The sequence below is a fragment of the Afipia sp. P52-10 genome (genome assembly GCF_000516555.1).
Lineage (GTDB): Bacteria > Pseudomonadota > Alphaproteobacteria > Rhizobiales > Xanthobacteraceae > P52-10.
The window spans coordinates 1,165,840-1,184,066 of sequence record NZ_AZSJ01000003.1 but is presented as its reverse complement, the minus strand read 5'-3'; the positions used below and the strand labels follow the sequence as shown (position 1 = coordinate 1,184,066).

The 18,227-nt window shown below is 63.8% G+C and carries 16 protein-coding genes; 9 read left to right on the top strand and 7 right to left on the bottom strand.

What is annotated here, in order from left to right; genetic code table 11:
• Window positions 1–2: 2 nt before the first annotated feature.
• The 7 genes from X566_RS06910 to X566_RS06880 all read right to left on the bottom strand — a co-directional run bounded on the left by X566_RS06910 (window position 3) and on the right by X566_RS06880 (window position 7,004).
• A complete protein-coding gene (locus X566_RS06910; RefSeq protein WP_034464715.1) occupies window positions 3–1,286 on the bottom strand; it encodes a glycerate kinase in 1,284 nt (427 codons plus the stop codon).
• A gap of 94 nt (window positions 1,287–1,380) precedes the next feature.
• Window positions 1,381–2,610 carry an ABC transporter substrate-binding protein gene (locus X566_RS06905; protein ID WP_034464714.1) on the bottom strand — a complete coding sequence of 410 codons (1,230 nt, stop codon included), beginning with the start codon at window positions 2,608–2,610 and terminating at the stop codon, window positions 1,381–1,383.
• A gap of 29 nt (window positions 2,611–2,639) precedes the next feature.
• On the bottom strand, window positions 2,640–3,653 hold the full coding sequence (locus X566_RS06900; RefSeq protein ID WP_034464713.1) for a branched-chain amino acid ABC transporter permease: 1,014 nt from the start codon (window positions 3,651–3,653) through the stop codon (window positions 2,640–2,642).
• Between the two features lie 2 nt (window positions 3,654–3,655).
• Window positions 3,656–4,531, bottom strand: coding sequence for a branched-chain amino acid ABC transporter permease (locus X566_RS06895; protein WP_034464710.1), 876 nt, complete (start codon window positions 4,529–4,531; stop codon window positions 3,656–3,658).
• A gap of 11 nt (window positions 4,532–4,542) precedes the next feature.
• Complete coding sequence (locus X566_RS06890; RefSeq protein WP_034464707.1) at window positions 4,543–5,256, bottom strand: ABC transporter ATP-binding protein; 714 nt, start codon at window positions 5,254–5,256, stop codon at window positions 4,543–4,545.
• A complete protein-coding gene (locus X566_RS06885) occupies window positions 5,253–6,044 on the bottom strand; it encodes an ABC transporter ATP-binding protein (RefSeq protein ID WP_034464705.1) in 792 nt (263 codons plus the stop codon). Before X566_RS06885 ends, X566_RS06890 begins: the two co-directional genes overlap by 4 nt.
• An 81-nt stretch (window positions 6,045–6,125) precedes the next feature.
• Window positions 6,126–7,004 carry an IclR family transcriptional regulator gene (locus X566_RS06880; RefSeq protein ID WP_034464702.1) on the bottom strand — a complete coding sequence of 293 codons (879 nt, stop codon included), beginning with the start codon at window positions 7,002–7,004 and terminating at the stop codon, window positions 6,126–6,128.
• Window positions 7,005–7,110: 106 nt separating this feature from the next.
• On the opposite strand from X566_RS06880, the gene X566_RS06875 reads away from it, so the two are divergent.
• From X566_RS06875 to X566_RS06835, 9 genes are all read left to right on the top strand, one after another.
• A complete protein-coding gene (locus X566_RS06875; RefSeq protein WP_034468120.1) occupies window positions 7,111–9,210 on the top strand; it encodes a 3-hydroxyacyl-CoA dehydrogenase NAD-binding domain-containing protein in 2,100 nt (699 codons plus the stop codon).
• A gap of 6 nt (window positions 9,211–9,216) precedes the next feature.
• Window positions 9,217–10,875: a dicarboxylate--CoA ligase PimA gene (pimA, locus tag X566_RS06870; protein ID WP_034464700.1), complete on the top strand. Its 1,659-nt coding sequence runs from the start codon at window positions 9,217–9,219 to the stop codon at window positions 10,873–10,875.
• Between the two features lie 118 nt (window positions 10,876–10,993).
• Window positions 10,994–12,187, top strand: coding sequence for a pimeloyl-CoA dehydrogenase large subunit (pimC, locus tag X566_RS06865; protein WP_034464697.1), 1,194 nt, complete (start codon window positions 10,994–10,996; stop codon window positions 12,185–12,187).
• Between the two features lie 143 nt (window positions 12,188–12,330).
• Window positions 12,331–13,479, top strand: coding sequence for a pimeloyl-CoA dehydrogenase small subunit (gene pimD / locus X566_RS06860; protein WP_034464694.1), 1,149 nt, complete (start codon window positions 12,331–12,333; stop codon window positions 13,477–13,479).
• A gap of 156 nt (window positions 13,480–13,635) precedes the next feature.
• On the top strand, window positions 13,636–14,409 hold the full coding sequence (locus X566_RS06855; RefSeq protein ID WP_034464692.1) for an SDR family NAD(P)-dependent oxidoreductase: 774 nt from the start codon (window positions 13,636–13,638) through the stop codon (window positions 14,407–14,409).
• A 36-nt stretch (window positions 14,410–14,445) separates the two neighbouring features.
• Entirely contained in the window at window positions 14,446–14,997 is a 552-nt protein-coding gene (locus tag X566_RS06850) for a DUF924 family protein (protein WP_034464688.1), read from the top strand.
• Window positions 14,998–15,147: 150 nt separating this feature from the next.
• Window positions 15,148–16,134: a tripartite tricarboxylate transporter substrate binding protein gene (locus tag X566_RS06845; protein WP_034464686.1), complete on the top strand. Its 987-nt coding sequence runs from the start codon at window positions 15,148–15,150 to the stop codon at window positions 16,132–16,134.
• On the top strand, window positions 16,131–16,628 hold the full coding sequence (locus tag X566_RS06840) for a tripartite tricarboxylate transporter TctB family protein (RefSeq protein ID WP_034464684.1): 498 nt from the start codon (window positions 16,131–16,133) through the stop codon (window positions 16,626–16,628). Before X566_RS06845 ends, X566_RS06840 begins: the two co-directional genes overlap by 4 nt.
• Before the next feature lie 51 nt (window positions 16,629–16,679).
• The gene (locus tag X566_RS06835) at window positions 16,680–18,179 is read left to right on the top strand and encodes a tripartite tricarboxylate transporter permease (protein WP_034464682.1); all 1,500 of its coding nucleotides are present in this window, start codon (window positions 16,680–16,682) and stop codon (window positions 18,177–18,179) included.
• Window positions 18,180–18,227: the final 48 nt, after the last annotated feature.

Below are 18,227 nucleotides of genomic sequence, written 5' to 3'. Positions count from 1 at the left end.
GATCAAGCGGGATCGATCAGAATGATGCGGACATCGTTGACGTTGGTCAGCGTTGGTCCGGTCATCAAGAGGTCGCCGGTTTTCTCGAAGAAGCCGGTCGCGTCGTTGTCGTCGAGATAGGCTTGCGGATCGAGGCCGAGCTTCGTCGCTGCCGCCACCGTCGCCGCGTCGAAATATGCGCCGGCGGGATCGCTGGCCGAGCCGCCGCCGCCATCGGCGCCGTCAGTATCGCCGGCGAGGGCCGCGATGCCATGCAGGTCGCGCATCGCGGCAAACAGCGCCAGCACGTATTCCTGATTGGGGCCGCCGCGGCCCTGGCCGCGAACCGTGACGGTGAGTTCGCCGCCGGAAAGGATTGCGGTTCTGCGGCGCACGGCGTGGGCCGTCCGCGCCAGTGCGGCGTGCTGAACGGCGACGTCACGCGCCTCACCCTCCAGTTCGCCAAGATCGACCACATCGAAGCCGGCCATCTTGGCGACGGTGATAGCGGCATCGAGCGAGTCGCGCGGCCGTGCGATCAGCGTGAAGCGCGTGCGGGCGAACAGCGGATCGTCCGGCTTGCAGCTTTCGTTCGCCGGGTCCTGGAGCGCGCGGGCGATCGCATCGTCCGGTGTGATGCCGAACTGTTGCAGGATCGCGCGGGCGTCAGTGAGCGTGGTCGGGTCGGCGACCGTCGGGCCGGAGGCGATGGTGGCCGGGTCGTCGTTCGGCACGTCGGAGATCGCCAGCGTCACGACCGGGGCGGGTGCTGCGGCCCGTGCGAGCCGGCCGCCCTTGACGCGCGACAGATGTTTACGGACGGTATTGATCGCACCGATCGGCGCACCGGAACGCAGCAGCGCGCGGTTCATCGCCTGCTTTTGCGCGAGCGAGATGCCATCGGCAGGGGCGATCCAGTTCGCGGAGCCGCCGCCCGACAAAAGCACCAGCACCAGGTCGTCTGCGGTTGCCATCTGCGCCATCTGCAGCGTGCGCTCGGCCGCTTGCTGGCTCGCCGCATCGGGAACCGGATGTCCGGCCTCGATCACGGCGATGCGCCGTGTCGGCGCGCCATGGCCATGCCGCGTGGTGGCGAGCCCCGTCAGGCGCTCCGGCGCGAGCCCGCGTGCATCGAGGTAATGCCGCTCGGCCGCGGCCGTCATCGCCGCGCCCCCTTTCCCGGCGGCGAGGCAGATGATGCGTCCCGCAGGCGGGCTGGGGAGATGCTGCGCCAGGACACGATCCGGATGGGCGCGGGCGACGGCCGCGTCGAAGATGGCACGCAGAAGAGGGCGGTGGTCGGTCATGGCCTCTCGTTATGCCCCGGCGGCCGTCCAAAAGAAAACACCCCCGCAAAGCTTTGCGGGGGTGCCGATGCCCGGAGCCGTCGGGCCATCTCGATCAGTTGGTGACGTCGGCCGACAGGATGTCGCCGAACCGTTCCCAGGTCTGGCCCTTGAGGCGGATCAGCTGCAGCGACGACAGCGGCGCAAAGTCGGTCGGGCTGGTGTTGATCTTGATGCCTGGCAGCAGGCCGTCCAGCTCAAGATCCTTGAGGTTGGCGGCTTCCTTCATGACGTTCTCGCGGGTGAGATTGTCCTTCGCCTGCTTCAGCACCTGCACCAGCGTCTGACTGACGTTGTAGCCGAACACCACGAAGGCATCGCTGCGGTTCGCATCGGGATAGTACTTCGTCAGAAACTCGTCGAAGCGCTTCATGCCCGGATCGTCCTTCCACTGCGGATCGGTGGGGTCCTTGGCATAGGAGGCCGAGATGATGCCCTGCGCGTTGTCGAAGCCCGCCGGCTGGATCACGCTGCCGATCGACGACGATACGTTGTTGAGGAAGTGCAGCGGCTTCCAGTCCAGTTCGGCAGCGCGCTTAATGGCCTGCGCGGCGAACTTCGGCGTGGCGATGTTGAAGAACACGTCGGCGCCGGAGGCCTTCAGCTTGACGATGTGCGAGTCGATGGTCGGTTCGGTGGTTTCATACGCGCTCTCGGCGACGATCAGGTTCGTCTTGTTGCCGAGACCATCCTTGAAGCCCTTCAGGTAGTCTTTGCCGTAATCGTCGTTCTGGTAGAGGATGGCGATCTTGGCGTTCGGCTTCTCTTTCAGGATGTACTTGGCGTAGATCTGCCCTTCGGTCTGGTAGCTCGGCTGCCAGCCCATCGTCCACGGGAAGTTCTTCGGATCGTTCCACTTGGTCGCGCCGGTGGCAACGAACAGCTGCGGCACCTTCTTGCTGTTCATGTATTTCTGGATCGCGGTGTTGGACGGCGTTCCGAGCGGATCGAACACCAGCAGCACCTCGTCGCTCTCGACCAGTTTGCGCACCTGCTCGACGGCCTTCGGCGGGCTGTAGGCGTCGTCGTAGGAAATGAAGGTGATCTTGCGGCCGTTGATGCCGCCTTCGGCGTTGACCTTCTTGAAGTATGCGTCGATCGTCTTGCCGATCACGCCGTAGGCGGACGCCGGGCCGCTGTACGGCATGATGTTGCCGATCTTGATCTCAGTATCGGTCGCGCCGGTGTCGTACTTCTTCTGCGCCAGCGCCGTGCCGCTCATCATCGACAACGCGAGCGTCGCCGCGGACAACGCCGCAAGGGGGGTAGAAAGCTTGATGCTCATCGGGGTCCTCTCCTTGAAAGTCTCTTGGTTCACTTGATCAGCTTGTTGAGCTGGTCTCGCAGGTAGTAGGCCAACTGCCGAGCCCCGTTCGGCAACAGGAAGATCACGGCAATGATGAAGACGCCGAACACGGCGCCCGAAAGCCCTTTGGAAATGCCTTCTGCAATATTCGGCACGTAGACAATGAAAGCTGCGCCCGCGAGCGACCCTGGCAGCCAGCCGACGCCGCCGATGACCATGCCAAGAAACAGGGCGATCGCGAAGTTGAATGTGTAGGCGTCGGGCGCGACAAACGCGACCGTGATCGCACCGAGGGCGCCGGCGATCCCGGTCAGCCCGGCGCTGATGCCGAACGCCAGCGTCTTGTAGAGCGCGAGATTGATGCCCATCGAGGACGCGGCGATCTCGTTGTCGCGGATCGCCATGAAGGCGCGGCCCGAACGCGAGTTCAACAGGTTGACCGAGAGTAGATAAATGACCAGCGTGATCGCCAGCGTCACGTAGTACATCCAACGGTCCTGGCTGATCGGCAGACCGAAGGCCGGATCGGGCTTCGTCACCAGCAGGCCCTGTACGCCGCCGGTCCAGTGTTCGAAGGTCCCGAGCTTCAGGAGTGGCGGTGCTGCGACCGCCAGCGCAAAGGTCGCGAGCGCGAGGTAAACCCCCTTCAGCCGCAGGGCCGGCAAGCCGAATAGGAAGCCGATGGCGAAGCAGATGACGCCTGCCGCGAGGATCGCCAGCGGATACGGGACGTTCGCATGCTCCATCAGGATGCCTGCGCCATAAGCGCCGGCGGCGAAGAAGGCGCTGTGTCCCAGCGACACCTGGCCGCTGACGCCGGTCAGGATGTTCAGCGACAGGATCGCGATCGCGTAGATCAGGATCATCGTGAACTGGAACACGACGAAGTTCTTGACGAAGATCGGTGCGATCAGCAGTACGGCCAGCAACAGCAGATTGCCGATCATCGGCACGGTCAGGGTGCGTTTGGCCGCGGGTTCGGTCACGACGATCTGGGTCGCAGTCTCTTGAGCCGTGCTCATGGTCACACCCGCTGCACTTGGACGCGGCCGAACAGGCCGTTCGGTTTCAGGACGAGCACCGCGACGATCAGCGCCAGCGCGATCGGCAGCTTCAGCTCGTTGCCGACACCGGGGATGTAGGTGCCGGCGAGGTTCTCGATCACGCCGACCATGAAGCCGCCGGCGACGGCGCCGGCCGGGCTGCTCAGGCCGCCGAGGACGGCGCCGACGAAGCCGTATAGGAGAACGCCGCCCATCATGTTTGGTTCGAGGAAGATCACCGGCGCGATCATGATGCCGGCGATGGCGCCGATCGCGGCGGCAAGGCCCCAGCCGAGCGCGATCATCCAGCCGACATTGATGCCGACCAGCTTCGCCGATTCCGGTAACGTCGCGGCCGCGCGCATGGCGAGGCCGATGCGGGTGAAGCGGAAGAAGACGTAGAGCATCGCCAGCAGGATCAGCGTGACGACGATCATGCCGGCCTGGTGCGAGGAGATCATGCCGCCGAGCAGCGGAGCGGAGCCGAACGGCGAGGGAAACGGCTTGATGGTGAAGTCCCAAATCAGGCCGGCGACGCTGTTGATGATGGCGAACAGGGCGATGAAGCCTGCGATGTGCACAAGAATCGAGGCGTGGCCGAGCGGCCGGAACAGCAGACGCTCGATCGCGATGCCGGCGAACAGCGACAGCACCACCGAGATCACGAAGGCGCCCCAATATGGGATGCCCCACTGCATGCACTGCCAGGCGATGAAGGTCGAGAACATCGCCATTTCGCCCTGGGCGAAGTTGAGGTGATCGATTGCCTCGTAGATCATGACCACGGCGAGCGCCATGCAAGCATAGATTGCGCCCGTGGCGATGCCGGCGAGAACCTGGTTGAGAAACAGTTCCATGAGGGCCGCTTTCAGTAGCCGAGATATGATTTGCGGATGTCTTCGTTGTTGGCGATGTCCGCGGCGGGGCCGGATTTGACGATCTCGCCGGTCTCGATGACGTAGGCCTGATCGGCAAGTTCGAGCGCGAGCTGTGCGTTCTGCTCGACCACCAGGATCGTCACCTTGTCGCGGCGGTTGATCTCGCCCAGCACCTTGAACACGTCGCGCACCACCAGCGGGGCGAGGCCGAACGAGGGCTCATCCAGCAGCAGCATGCGCGGCCGCAGCATCAATGCGCGGGCGACCGCGAGCATCTGCTGCTCGCCGCCCGACAGCAGGCCGGCCTGCTGTGTGCGCCGCTGCTTCAGCACCGGAAATTGCTCGTACATCCGCTCGATGTCGGAGGCGATGCCGGCCTTGTCGCCGCGGGTGATGGCGCCGAGCTGCAGGTTCTCCTCGACATTCATGCGGGTGAAGGTGCCGCGGCCTTGCGGCACCTGGGCGATGCCAAGCTTGACGATGTTCTCCGTCGACATGGTGTTGATCGGTTTGCCGTCGAACTCGATCCGGCCGGTGGTGCGCACCATGTTGCAGATCGCGCGCAACGTGGTGGTCTTGCCCGCGCCGTTGGCGCCGAGCAGCGTGGTGACGCTGCCCTCCTCGAGCGTGAATGAGATGCCATGCAGCGCCTGCACCTGGCCGTAATAGGCGCGCAGATCCTTGACCTCCAATCGCGCGCTCATTGGTCCTTGCTCCCGAGATAGGCTTTGATGACATCGGGGTTGGCCTGCACCTCGGCGGGTGTGCCCTCCGCGAGCTTGCTGCCGAAGTTCAGCGCGACCACGTGATTGGCGATCGACATCACGAGGCCCATGTGGTGCTCGACCAGGAGCACCGTGATTCCGTGATCGTCGCGGATGCGCTTGATCAGGTCACCGAGGACGTAGACCTCCTCGTGGTTCAGTCCGCCGGCCGGCTCGTCCAACAGCAGGATCTTCGGTTCGGCGGCGAGCGCGCGGGCGAGCTCGACGCGCTTCTGGGTGCCGAACGGCAGGCCGGACACCAGGCTGTCGCGGTCGTCGTGCAGGTCGAGATAGTCGACGATGGCATCGACGCGCTGGTTCAGCATGCGTTCCTGGCGGCGGGTCCAGGGCAGATGCAATGCATCGCTGAGAATGTCGCCCTTGGTGTGGGCGTGGGCGCCGATGCGGATGTTGTCGAGGACGGAGAGGTTCGGGAACAGGGCGACATTTTGAAACGTGCGGCCAATTCCCGCATCGCAGATCCTGTGTGCCGGTCGCTTCAGGATGCTCTCGCCATCGACCAGGATGTCACCCTTGCTGGGCTGGTAGAGGCGGCTGAGGCAGTTGAACAGGGTGGTCTTGCCGGCTCCGTTCGGTCCGATCAGGCCGAGGATTTGCCCCTTGCGCATGTCGAACGACACGCTGTTCAGAGCCACGATTCCACCGAACACGACGCTGACGTCGCGCACGGCCAGCAGGGGCTGCCCCTGCGATGCTTGCGCACTCATGCGCAACGCGGCCCACCAAGCGGCTTGATGCCGCCGGACTGCCGGGTGTGATCAGCCCTGGTGCGATCAGCCCTGGTGTGATCAGCCCTGGCGAACTCCCTCGATCTCACGTGGCGCTCTCCCTCTCGTGCTCATTTTCTTGTTCTCCTGATTCTTGTTTTTGGGCGCCGCGAGGGCGCCGTCGAGTATTGCTTCTATGTCCCTTACCATCGCCACGAGGCGCGGTCCAACTTCATGGATCAGTTTATCTTCATTGAAGCGGAACGAGGGGGCGCCACAATTGAAGGCATAAGGACCGGTTCCGTCGTTCATGCGCAGGGCGACGCCGACCCCGTGGACATCGTCGAGCCATTCGCCGGCGGAAATCGTAAACCCGTACTTGGCCATGGTTTCGCCGGCGCGTTGGATGCCTGCATAAATGGCAGGCCATTTGTCGCCGGTACGATCGCGGATGATCTCGAGCAGCTCGGCGCGCTTGTCTTCGGGCAGCGAATAAAGGTAGGCGCGGCCCATCGCCGTGGTCGAGATCGGAATGCGCGAGCCGGTGTCGAGGCCTGCGCTCCACGATGATGCACCGCGGCATTGCGCGAAGTACATCATGCTCAACCGGTCGCGCGCACCGACAGCGACGTCGCCGCCGGTATCCTCGGCGAGCCTTCGCATATGCATTTCGGCGATGCCGCGAATCCCGAGATTGGAAAGCGCGGCATAGCCGATCGCCATCGCCGGTGGTGCAAGCTGGTATTTATCGAAGCGCGACACCTGCGCAAGGTAACCGAGCTTCGTCAGCGTATAGGTGAGTCGGGAGACCGTTGGCTTCGGCAGCTTGGTGCGCGCTGCGATCTCCTGGTTGCCGAGCAGACCGTCCCGCGGATGGAAGGCACGCAGAACGTCGAGACCTCTGGAAAGCGCGACGACGAATTTACGATCGGTCGCAGCCTTCTTCTTGACGCGTTTCATCCCACTACCGAACTCAAGTCGTTGACAATCGACGCTCCCCAAATTACCCCACGATGTCAAGATGCGAAATGGAATTCCGCAACGCGAAACAGTCGGGAGAGTGCGCGTGAGTGAACAACTCAGTCAAACAGTCAGTGCAGATAATCGGGACGGGATTCTGGTTCTGACCATCGATAACCCGCCGGTGAATGCGCTCAGTCAGTCGGTGCGCGCGGGTCTCCTCGCTGGTTTCACGAAGGCGAAAGACGATGCGAGCGTGAAGGCTGTCGTGCTCGCATGCGCCGGCCGTGCCTTCATCTCGGGCGCCGACATTCGCGAGTTCGGCAAGCCGCCGCAGGCGCCGGGTCTCGGCGACGTTCTGGCGCTGATGGAGAATTCGTCGAAGCCGGTGGTGGCCGCGATTCATGGCAACGCGCTGGGCGGTGGCCTCGAAGTGACGCTTTGCTGCCACTTCCGCATTGCGACGCCGACCACGCGTCTCGGCCTTCCCGAAGTGAAGCTCGGCCTGTTGCCGGGTGCCGGCGGAACCCAGCGTCTGCCGCGGGTGGTCGGTCCGGAACTGGCGGTGAAGATGATCGTCACCGGCGAGCCGATCACCGGAACGGAAGCGCTGAAGGTCGGCCTGATCTCGGAGACGTTCGAGGGCGACCCGGCCAAGGCCGGCGAGGCGTTCGCGCGCAAGGTGCTGGCAGAGAAGCGTCCGCTGGTGCGTGTGCGTGACGACGATTCCAAGCTCGCGGCCGCCAAGGCCGACCGCAAGCTGTTCACCGACGCCGCCGCTGCCGCCAACAAGCGCAATCGCGGCCTGATCGCGCCGCTCGCCTGCGCCGAATGCGTCAGCTACACCCTCGACTATCCGTTCGATAAGGGCCTCGAGCTCGAGCGCGCCAAATTCCTCGAGCTGATGAACGGCGATCAGTCGAAGGCGCAGCGTTATGCCTTCTTCGCCGAGCGCGAGGCGGCCAAGGTCGCAGGCGTTCCCGCCGACACCAAGCCGCGCGATGTGAAGAGCGTGGCGATCATCGGCGCCGGCACCATGGGCGGCGGCATTGCCATGTCATTCGCCAATGCGGGTATCCCCGTCACCATCATCGAGATGGGCGACGAGCAGCTCAATCGCGGCCTCGGCATCATGAAGAAGAATTATGATGCGACCGCCGCGCGCGGTGGGATAACCGCCGAAGATGCGACCAAGCGCATGGGGCTGATCAACGGCAAGATCGGCCTCGAGGCCGCCAAGGATGCCGACCTCATCATCGAGGCGGTGTTCGAGACCATGGCGGTGAAGAAGGAGGTTTTCACCAAGCTCGACGCCATCGCCAAGCCGGGCGCCGTGCTCGCCAGCAACACGTCGTATCTGTCGATCGACGAGATCGCCTCCGTCACCAAGCGGCCGCAGGACGTGCTCGGGATGCACTTCTTCAGCCCGGCCAACGTGATGCGGCTGTGCGAGATCGTCCGCGGCGCCAAGACTGCGCCGGATGTGCTGGTCACGGCCGTCGCGGTTGCCCGCAAGATCGGCAAGGTGCCGGCGGTGGTCGGCAACTGCGATGGCTTCGTCGGCAACCGGATGCTCGCCAAGCGCGGCAAGCAGTCGGACCTGCTGCTGTACGAGGGCGCGCTGCCGCAGCAGATCGACGCGGTGGTCACCAAGTTCGGCATGCCGATGGGGCCGTTCGCGATGAGCGATCTCGCTGGTCTCGACATCGGCTGGCGCTCGCGCAAGGACCGCGGCATTAAGTCGGAGATCCCGGACGCGCTGTGCGAGGCGGGACGCTTCGGCCAGAAGACCGGCAAGGGCTACTACAAGTACGAAGCCGGCTCGCGCGCGCCGATTCCGGACCCGGAGGTCGAGGCGCTGATCGACCAGACGCTGCAGAAGATGGGCAAGAAGCGCCGCGCCGTCTCCGATGACGAGATCCTGGAGCGGATGGTCTATCCGATGGTCAACGAGGGTGCGCGGATTCTCGAGGAGAAGATCGCTGCGCGTCCGAGCGACATCGATGTGGTCTGGCTGTACGGCTATGGCTGGCCGATCTACCGCGGCGGCCCGATGCACTATGCCGACAGCGTCGGTCTGAAGCAGGTGGCGGATCGTCTGTCCTACTATGCCAAGCAGACCAACGATCCGTCGTTGGAGCCGGCGCCGCTGCTGAAGAAGCTGGCCGACGAAGGGAAGACGTTCGCGTCGCTCGCGGCAGGCTAAGCCGCCATGCCCCGCCCGTGGGAAAAGCATTACCCGAAGGGCATCCGGTGGGATTCTGAGATTCCCGCCGGAACCCTGCCGGGTTTGCTGTCCCGCGCGGCGAGAGACTACGGCTCGCGGACGGTCATCGATTTCCGCGATCGCGAGATGACCTTCAACGATCTGGCGGCGCGCGTCGACATCGCCGCCGCCGCTTTTTTGCGCGCCGGTTATGGCAAAGACACCTCGGTCGCACTGTTTCTCGGCAACACGCCGGATCACCCGGTCAATTTTTTCGGCGCCACCAAGGCCGGCGCCCGCATCGTCCACCTGTCGCCGCTCGATGGCAGCCGGACGTTGGCACACAAGCTTGCAGACAGCAGCGCGCGCATCATCGTCACCAGCAATCTGACAGCGCTTTTGCCGGTGGCGCTGTCGTTTCTGGATCAAGGATTGGTCGATCGCGTGATCGTCTGCGAGGACGAACGATGGGGCGACAGCGCCAATGCGCTGCTCCCGGTTCCTGATCGGCCTGAGGTGGCGAGCTTCGGCCAGTTCATCGACGGCGTGATGCTGCCGGACAAATGGCCCGCCGTTGCGCCCACCGACGTCGCTGCGTTGCAATATACCGGCGGCACGACCGGGCTGCCGAAGGGAGCGATGCTGACCCACGGCAACCTGCTGGCCGGCAACGCGATCTACGATATCTGGGGATCGGTGTCACGGGCCGAGCGGGGCAACCCGATCGACAAAGTCATCTGCGTGCTGCCGCTGTTTCACATCTTCGCGCTGATCACGATCCTGCTGCGGCAAATCGATCGCGGCAACGTGATCCTGATGCATCAGCGTTTCGACGTGGAGGCGGTGCTGCGCGACATCGAGGTCAAGCGGGCGACATCCTTTCCAGGCGTGCCGACGATGTGGATCGCCATCGCCAATCATCCTGGCATCGAAAAGCGCGACTTCTCGTCGCTGCAGTTCATCGGCTCGGGCGGTGCGCCGCTGCCGGTGGAGATCGCAAAGATCCTGGCGGAGAAGACCGGACTGTCGCTGCGCGGCGGCTGGGGCATGACGGAAACCTGCTCCGCCGGCACCGCGCATCCGAAGGATGGACCGGACAAGCCGGCCTCGATCGGTCTGCCGCTGCCCGGAATTGAACTCGACATCGTCTCGCTCGACGATCCGGCGCAGGTGCTCGGTCCCGGCGAGATCGGCGAAATCCGCATCAAGGGGCCGAACGTTACGGCAGGCTACTGGAAACGCCCGGACGAGAGCGCTGCGTCGTATGTCGATGGCCGCTTTCTCACCGGCGACGTCGGCTACATGGATGAGGACGGCTATTTCTTCATCGTCGATCGCAAGAAGGACATGATCATCTCCGGCGGCTTCAACGTCTATCCGCAGATGATCGAGCAGGCGATCTACGAGCATCCCGCGGTGCAGGAGGTGATCGTCATCGGCATTCCCGATGCCTATCGCGGCGAGGCGGCCAAGGCGTTTGTCAAATTGCGCGCCGGTGCAGAGCCGTTTAGTCTGGAGGCGTTGCGCGACTTCCTATCGGGCCGGGTCGGCAAGCACGAGCTGCCTACAGCGCTCGACTTTAAGGACGAGTTGCCGCGGACCACCGTCGGCAAGCTTTCGAGACATGAACTGCGCGTGCAGCAGTCTGCAGGTTCGGCGGGCTAGAAGGGCTGGAAAGAGCAGCATGGCTGACGTAGCAATCGTTCGGAATTCGTGACGTCACGCGCAGCGCCGCAGGCATCGGCGTTGCTTGGAGTTGGTATTTTGCCGGGAGGATAATGCGATGGATCTCAGCTACAGCAAGGAAGAGGTGATATTTCGCCAGGAGGTCCGGGACTTCTTCCAGACCGCCGTTCCGAAGGAGACCAAGCGGAAGCTGTTGGAAGGCCGCCATATCGGCAAGGAAGATATGGTCACCTGGCAACGCATCCTGAACAAGAAGGGCTGGGCAGTCACACACTGGCCGAAGGAGTGGGGCGGTACCGGCTGGACGCCGGTTCAGCACTACATCTTCAACGAAGAGCTGCAGATGGCGCCGGCGCCGCAGCCGTTGGCGTTCAACGTCAGCATGCTCGGTCCGGTGCTCTACAATGTCGCCAACGAAGAGCAGAAGAAATATTACCTGCCGCGTATCGCCAATCTCGACGACTGGTGGTGCCAAGGCTTCTCGGAGCCGGGCGCGGGTTCCGATCTCGCATCGCTGAAGACCAAGGCCGAGCGCAAGGGCGACGTCTACGTCGTCAACGGCCAGAAGATCTGGACGACGCTCGCCCAATACGCGGACATGATCTTCTGCCTGGTGCGTACCGATCCTAACGCGAAGAACCGCCAGTCGGGCATCTCCTTCCTGCTGATCGACATGAAGTCGCCCGGCATCACCGTGCGTCCGATCGTCACCATCGACGGCGGCCGCGAGGTCAACGAGGTGTTCTTCGACAACGTGCAGGTGCCGGTCGCCAATTTGGTCGGTGAGGAGAACAAAGGCTGGGACTACGCCAAGTTCCTGCTCGGCAACGAGCGCACCGGCATCGCCCGCATCGGCGCGTCGAAGGAGCGGCTGCGCCGCATCCGCGAACTCGCTGCGAAGGTCGAGGCCGGCGGCCGGCCGATCATCGAGGACCCACGCTTCCTGGAGAAGCTGACGGCGGTCGAGATCGAGCTGAAGGCGCTGGAAATGAACCAGATGCGCGTCGTCGCGGCCGAAGCCCATCGCGAGAAGGGCAAGCCCGATCCGGCATCGTCGATCCTGAAGATCAAGGGGTCGGAGCTGCAGCAGGCGACCACCGAGTTGATGATGGATGTGATCGGTCCGTTCGCAGCACCTTACGATCCGGGCGAGCACAACGGCTCCAACGAACTGGACGATTGGACCACGATGATCGCGCCGGTCTACTTCAACTACCGCAAGGTTTCGATCTACGGCGGTTCGAACGAAATCCAGCGCAACATCATCGCCAAGGCGGTGCTGGGTCTCTGAGTATGATCACCGAAAGGCGGGTGCCGGTTTTCGAGCAAACATCATGCGCAAGGGCCGAACCCGCTTGAATCACCCTCGGGCGCGCCGGTGTCGGCCGCGCCCGGTTCTGCCAAACGACAGTTCAGTTTCTTGAGGAAGTAGAGATGGATTTCGATTTGTCCGAGGAGCAGCGGCTTCTCAAGGATAGCGTGGAAGGCCTGCTGGCCGATGCTTATGATTTCGAACAGCGCAAGAAGCATGCCTCGTCGAAGAAAGGCTGGAGCGACGAGATCTGGAAGAAGTTCGCCGAGCAGGGCCTGCTGGGCCTGCCGTTCGCGGAGGCCGACGGCGGCTTCGGCGGTGGCGCGATCGAGACCATGATCGTCATGGAAGCGATGGGCAAGGCGCTAGTCGTCGAGCCTTACTTCGCGACGGTGGTGCTCGGCGGCGGTTTCCTGCGTCATGGCGGCTCGGAAGAGCAGCGCAAGGCGCATGTGCCGGGGATCGTCGACGGCTCGAAGACGTTCGCGTTCGCGCAGCTCGAAAAGAACTCGCGGTACGATCTCGCCGATGTCAGCACGACAGCGAAGAAGAAGGGCGCGGGCTGGGTAATCGACGGCGAGAAGTTCGTCGTCGCCAATGGCGATTCCGCCGACATGCTGGTGGTGACCGCGCGGACCAAGGGCGGTCAGCGCGATCGTGCAGGCATCGGCGTGTTCCTGGTCCCGGCGAACGCAAACGGCGTGCGCGTCAAGGGCTATCCGACCCAGGATGGCTTGCGTGCGGCCAACATCACGTTCGAGGGCGTCGAGGTCGGCGCGGATGCCGTGCTTGGCGATCCGGAGAATGGGTTGGCGCTGGTCGAGCGCGTGGTCGATGAAGCGCGGGCGGCGCTCTGTTCGGAGGCTGTCGGCGCGATGGATGAATCGCTGAAAACGACGATCGAGTACCTGAAGACCCGTCAGCAGTTCGGCGTCAATATCGGTAAGTTCCAGGCGCTGCAGCACCGTGGTTCGGACATGTTCGTGGCGCTCGAACAGGCGCGCGGCATCGCGATGTACGGCACCATGGCGGTGAATTACGACGATGCGCAGGAGCGCTCGACCGCGATCGCGGCGGCGAAGGTGCAGGTCGGCCGCTCCGCCAAGTATATCGGCCAGCAGGCGATCCAGCTGCATGGCGGCGTCGGCATGACTCAGGAGTACAAGATCGGCCATTACTTCAAGCGGCTGACCATGATCGAGTCGACCTTCGGCGATGCCGACTATCACCTGAAGAAGATCGCCGAGCGCGGTGGTCTCTTCAAGGACTGATCGATCCGGTGCAATCGGAGCCCGGCGGCTGGGAGCAGCCGCCGGGTTTTTGGTCTCTCAGAACGGTTGCGATCTCATGCCCTGTTCAAAGTGCCAGGGATACCTCAGGGATGATCGCGATCCAGAACAACACGCAAGGATGAGGAAGGAAGAGCGATGCCGAAGTCGCCATTCGATTTGACCGGCAAGGTTGCCGTTATCACCGGCTCGAGCCGCGGCATCGGCCGCGCATCGGCTGAATTGCTTGCCCAGCTCGGCGCCAAGGTGGTGGTGTCCAGCCGCAAGGCCGAGGCCTGCGAGGAGGTCGCCAAGGGCATTCGCGCCAATGGCGGCGATGCGCATGTGATCCCCTGCAACATCGGCCGCCGCGAGGAAGTGGAGCGGCTGATCAAGGAAGCCAACGCGCATTACGGCAAGATCGACATCCTGGTCTGCAATGCCGCGGTCAATCCGCACTACGGCCCGATCCAGAACCTGACCGACGAGGCGTTCGACAAGATCATGGGCTCGAACGTGAAGAGCAACATCTGGCTCTGCAATCTGGTGATGCCGGACATGGCGGCGCGCGGCGGCGGCTCGGTGATCATCATCTCGTCGATCGGCGGCCTGCGTGGCTCGACCACCATCGGCATGTACGGCGTGTCGAAGGCAGCGGATTTCGCGCTGGCGCGCACGCTGGCCGGCGAGTGGGGCCCGAAGAAGGTGCGCATCAACTGCATTGCGCCGGGTCTGGTGAAGACGGATTTCGCCCGCGCGCTGTGGGAGGATCAGGAGATGCTGACGCGGCGCACGGCGACCACGCCGCTGCGGCGGATCGGCGAGCCGCACGAGATCGCTGGTGCCGTCGCCTATCTCGGCTCTGACGCCTCGACCTTCATGACCGGGCAGACCATCGTGATTGACGGCGGCGTCACCACTGCTGCCGTTTGAGCCTTTTGACAGGCAGTCCATTTGATCGGGAAGTCTATGGCCGACAAATCCGTCTCTCCCACTGATGTGCTGTCGTTCTGGCGCCAAGCGGGGGAGGCGCGGTGGTGGACCAAGGACGACGCCTTCGACGACGAAATCCGATCACGATTTCTCGATGTCTGGCAGGCTGCGAGGGCGGGCAAGCTGGATGCTTGGCAAGAAACTGCCGACGGAACGCTCGCGCTGGTCATCGTGCTCGATCAGTTTCCGCGCAACATGTTCCGCAATGACAGCCGGGCTTTCGCGACCGATGCGCTCGCCTGCGCGATCGCGCATCGGGCGCTGGCCGCGGGGTTGGATGAGCAACTTCCTGCCGATCTGCGCGCGTTTCTGTACATGCCGCTGATGCATTCCGAGCAACTCCACGATCAGGAGCGTTGCGTTGCCCTGTTCGAACGGCTTGGCAATGCCGAAAACACCACGTATGCGATCATCCACGCGGACATCATCCGTCGGTTTGGCCGCTTCCCGCATCGCAACCGTGTGCTGGGTCGCGTCACCAGCCAAGAAGAACAAGCCTTTCTGGACAGCGGCGGATTTTCCGGCTGATATAGCGACACCTTGTCGCTCTTGCTGATCCTGAAATGGGGGCCGGCCTTCCAAAAGGTCACGCTGGAACAATGAGTTGAGTGCGCGGCGCCCGGCGTCGCGAGGTTTTGACGCGCGGCCGCCACAAGGGCCGCGAGAAGGAGGAACGCCATGAATTCCGCTCGAAGCGCCACCCGTAGACACGTCCTGGCCGCTATCGGCGTGGTCTGGGCCGGCGTGCTTGCCGGTGCAGCGCAAGCCCAGCAGCCGCTCGAACTGAAGATCATGGCGCCCGCCAATCCGGGCGGCGGCTGGGATCAGACGGCTCGCTCGATGCAGCAGGCGCTGATCGCCGCCGGCATCGCCCGCAGCGCGCAGGTGACCAATGTCGGCGGTGCAGGCGGTTCGGTCGGCATCGCCCAGTTCGTCAACTCGGCGAAGGGGGACGGCACCCAGCTGATGGTGAACGGCTTCGTCATGGTCGGTGCGCTGGCCATGAACAAATCGCCGGTGACGCTCGAGCAGGTGACGCCGATTGCCCGCTTGACCGAGGAATACCAGGTGATGGTCGTACCGGCCAATTCGCCGATCAAGGATGTGAAGGATCTGGCGGCGGCGCTGAAGGCGGATATCGCCAAGGTCACCTTTGCGGGCGGCTCGGCCGGTGGTATCGATCACATCATGGCCGCGCTGTTTGCTGGCGCCGTCGGCGCCGATGCGACCAAGGTGAACTACGTTCCGTTCTCCGGCGGCGGCGAGTCGCTTGCGGCCATCCTCGGCGGCAAGGTGACCGCCGGCATTTCCGGCTATGGCGAATACGAAGGCCAAATCAAGTCCGGCAAGCTGCGGGCGATCGGCATCACCTCGCCGGAGCGCAGGCCGGGTCTCGACATTCCGACCTTCAAGGAGCAGGGCGTCGATCTGGTGCTGACGAACTGGCGATCGGTGGTCGCGGCGCCAGGCATCACGCCTGAACAGAAGAAGGTACTCTCCGATGCCATCGACCGGCTGGTGAAGTCGCCGGCCTGGAAGGAGGTGCTGGCCCAGAAGGGCTGGGACGACGCCTACCTCTCCGGCGATGCCTTCGCTGACTTCCTGAAGAAGGAGACGGCGCGCGTGAATGACGTTCTGAAGTCGATCGGCCTCGTGAAATCATGACGACCGGAAGTGACGCGCAGGAAGGCGGGGCCGCGCGGCGCGGGATCGATTGGGCCGGCGTCGTCATTGCGATAGCCTTGGCGCTGCTTGCCGCCGTCATCGCCGTGGATGCGTTCCGCATCCAGGCCAACGTGACTTATGGCATGGGCCCGCAAGCTATGCCGCTGGTCATCGCCTGCGGCCTTGGCGTGCTAGCGCTCGGCAATCTGGTCAACGCGTTGCGCGGTGATTTCCCAGAGCGCGAGGACATGGACTTCCGCCCGGTCGCGATCGTGCTGTTGGGGCTGGTCGCGATGATTGCGATCATCGGCTTCGATGGCGGCTTCATCCCGGCGATGACGGTGCTGTTCGCGGCAACGTCCTGGGCGTTCGGACGGCGCGCGCTGATCGCCGACATCGTCATCGGCTTCGTGATCGGCGCGCTGGTGTATTTCGTCTTCAACCATCTTCTCACCCTCAGCCTTCCCGCTGGTCCCATTGAACGTCTGTTCTGACGGCCGCCCAAGGATCGTTTGATAAGCATCGTTTGATAAGGATCGTTTGGCATGGATACATTCGCCGCGTTGGCTCATGGCATGGCAGTGGCCGTGCAGCCGATGAACCTGCTGTTCGCGCTGATCGGCGTCTTTCTCGGCACGGCGGTCGGCGTGCTGCCGGGCATCGGACCGGCGCTGACCGTCGCGCTGCTGCTGCCGGTCACCTACAAGCTCGATCCGGGCGGCTCGCTGATCATGTTCGCGGGCATCTACTACGGCGGCATGTATGGCGGCTCGACCACCGCGATCCTGATCAACACGCCGGGCGAAAGCGCCTCGATGGCGACGGCGTTGGAAGGCAACAAGATGGCCAAGGCCGGCCGCGGCGGTCCGGCGCTGGCCACTGCAGCCATCGGTTCGTTCGTGGCCGGAACGCTGGCGACGATCGGACTGGCTTTCGTCGCGCCGTATCTTGTCGATATCGCCGTCAAGTTCGGACCTGAGGATTACTTCGCGCTGATGGTGGTGGCGTTCGTCACCGTCTCGGCGACGTTCGGCGATTCGCCCGTGCGCGGACTGACGAGCCTGTTCATCGGTCTCGTGCTCGGGCTTGTCGGGATCGACAAGCTGACGGGACAGCCGCGCCTGTCGTTCGGCGTGCCGGAACTGCTGGACGGCGTCGAGGTGACGACGCTGGCGGTGGGGCTGTTCGCGGTCGGCGAGGCGCTCTATGTGGTGTCGCGCCGTCACAAGGTCGACGAGAAGCTCGAGCCGGTGCGCGGCTCGCTCTGGATGACCAAGGAAGACTGGAAGCGTTCCTGGAAGCCATGGCTGCGCGGCTTCGGTTTCGGCTTCCCGATCGGTGCGCTGCCGGCGGGCGGCGCGGAGATCCCGACCTTCCTGTCATATTCCACCGAGCGGCGGTTGACCAAGTATCCGGAAGACTTCGGCAAGGGCGCGATCGAGGGCGTTGCCGGACCCGAAGCCGCGAACAATGCGTCCGCCGCGGGAACGCTGGTGCCGCTGCTGACGCTAGGACTGCCGACCTCGGCAACGGCGGCGATGATGCTGGCGGGTTTTCAGCAATACGGGCTCAATCCCGGTCCGTTGCTGTTCGCTGAGAAGCCGGATCTCGTCTGGGGGCTGATCGCAAGCCTGTTTATCGCCAACACCATGCTGCTCGTGCTCAACCTGCCGCTGGTCGGCCTGTGGGTGCGGCTGCTGGCGATCCCGCAGCCTTGGCTCTATGCGGGCATTCTGGTGTTCGCGACCATGGGCACCATCGCCGCGAAGCCGTCGATCGTCGAGCTGACGATGCTGGCCGGATTCGGCGTGCTCGGCTTCCTGATGCGCCGGTACGATTTTCCGATCGCTCCGGTGGTGGTCGGTTTAATCCTGGGGCCGTTGGCCGAGAGCCAGTTGCGGCGGGCGCTGTCGATCAGTCTTGGTGATCCGATGACGCTGGTGCAGAGCCCGATCTCGGCGACGCTGCTGGGTGTCGCGTTCCTCGCGCTGGTGCTGCCCTTCGTCCTGAAGGGCATGAGCCGCTTCAAGGCGACCGAGGACTGATGCGAGCCTCCGGGCGTGTCCGACCAGTCTTGTCCAACCAAATGTTAA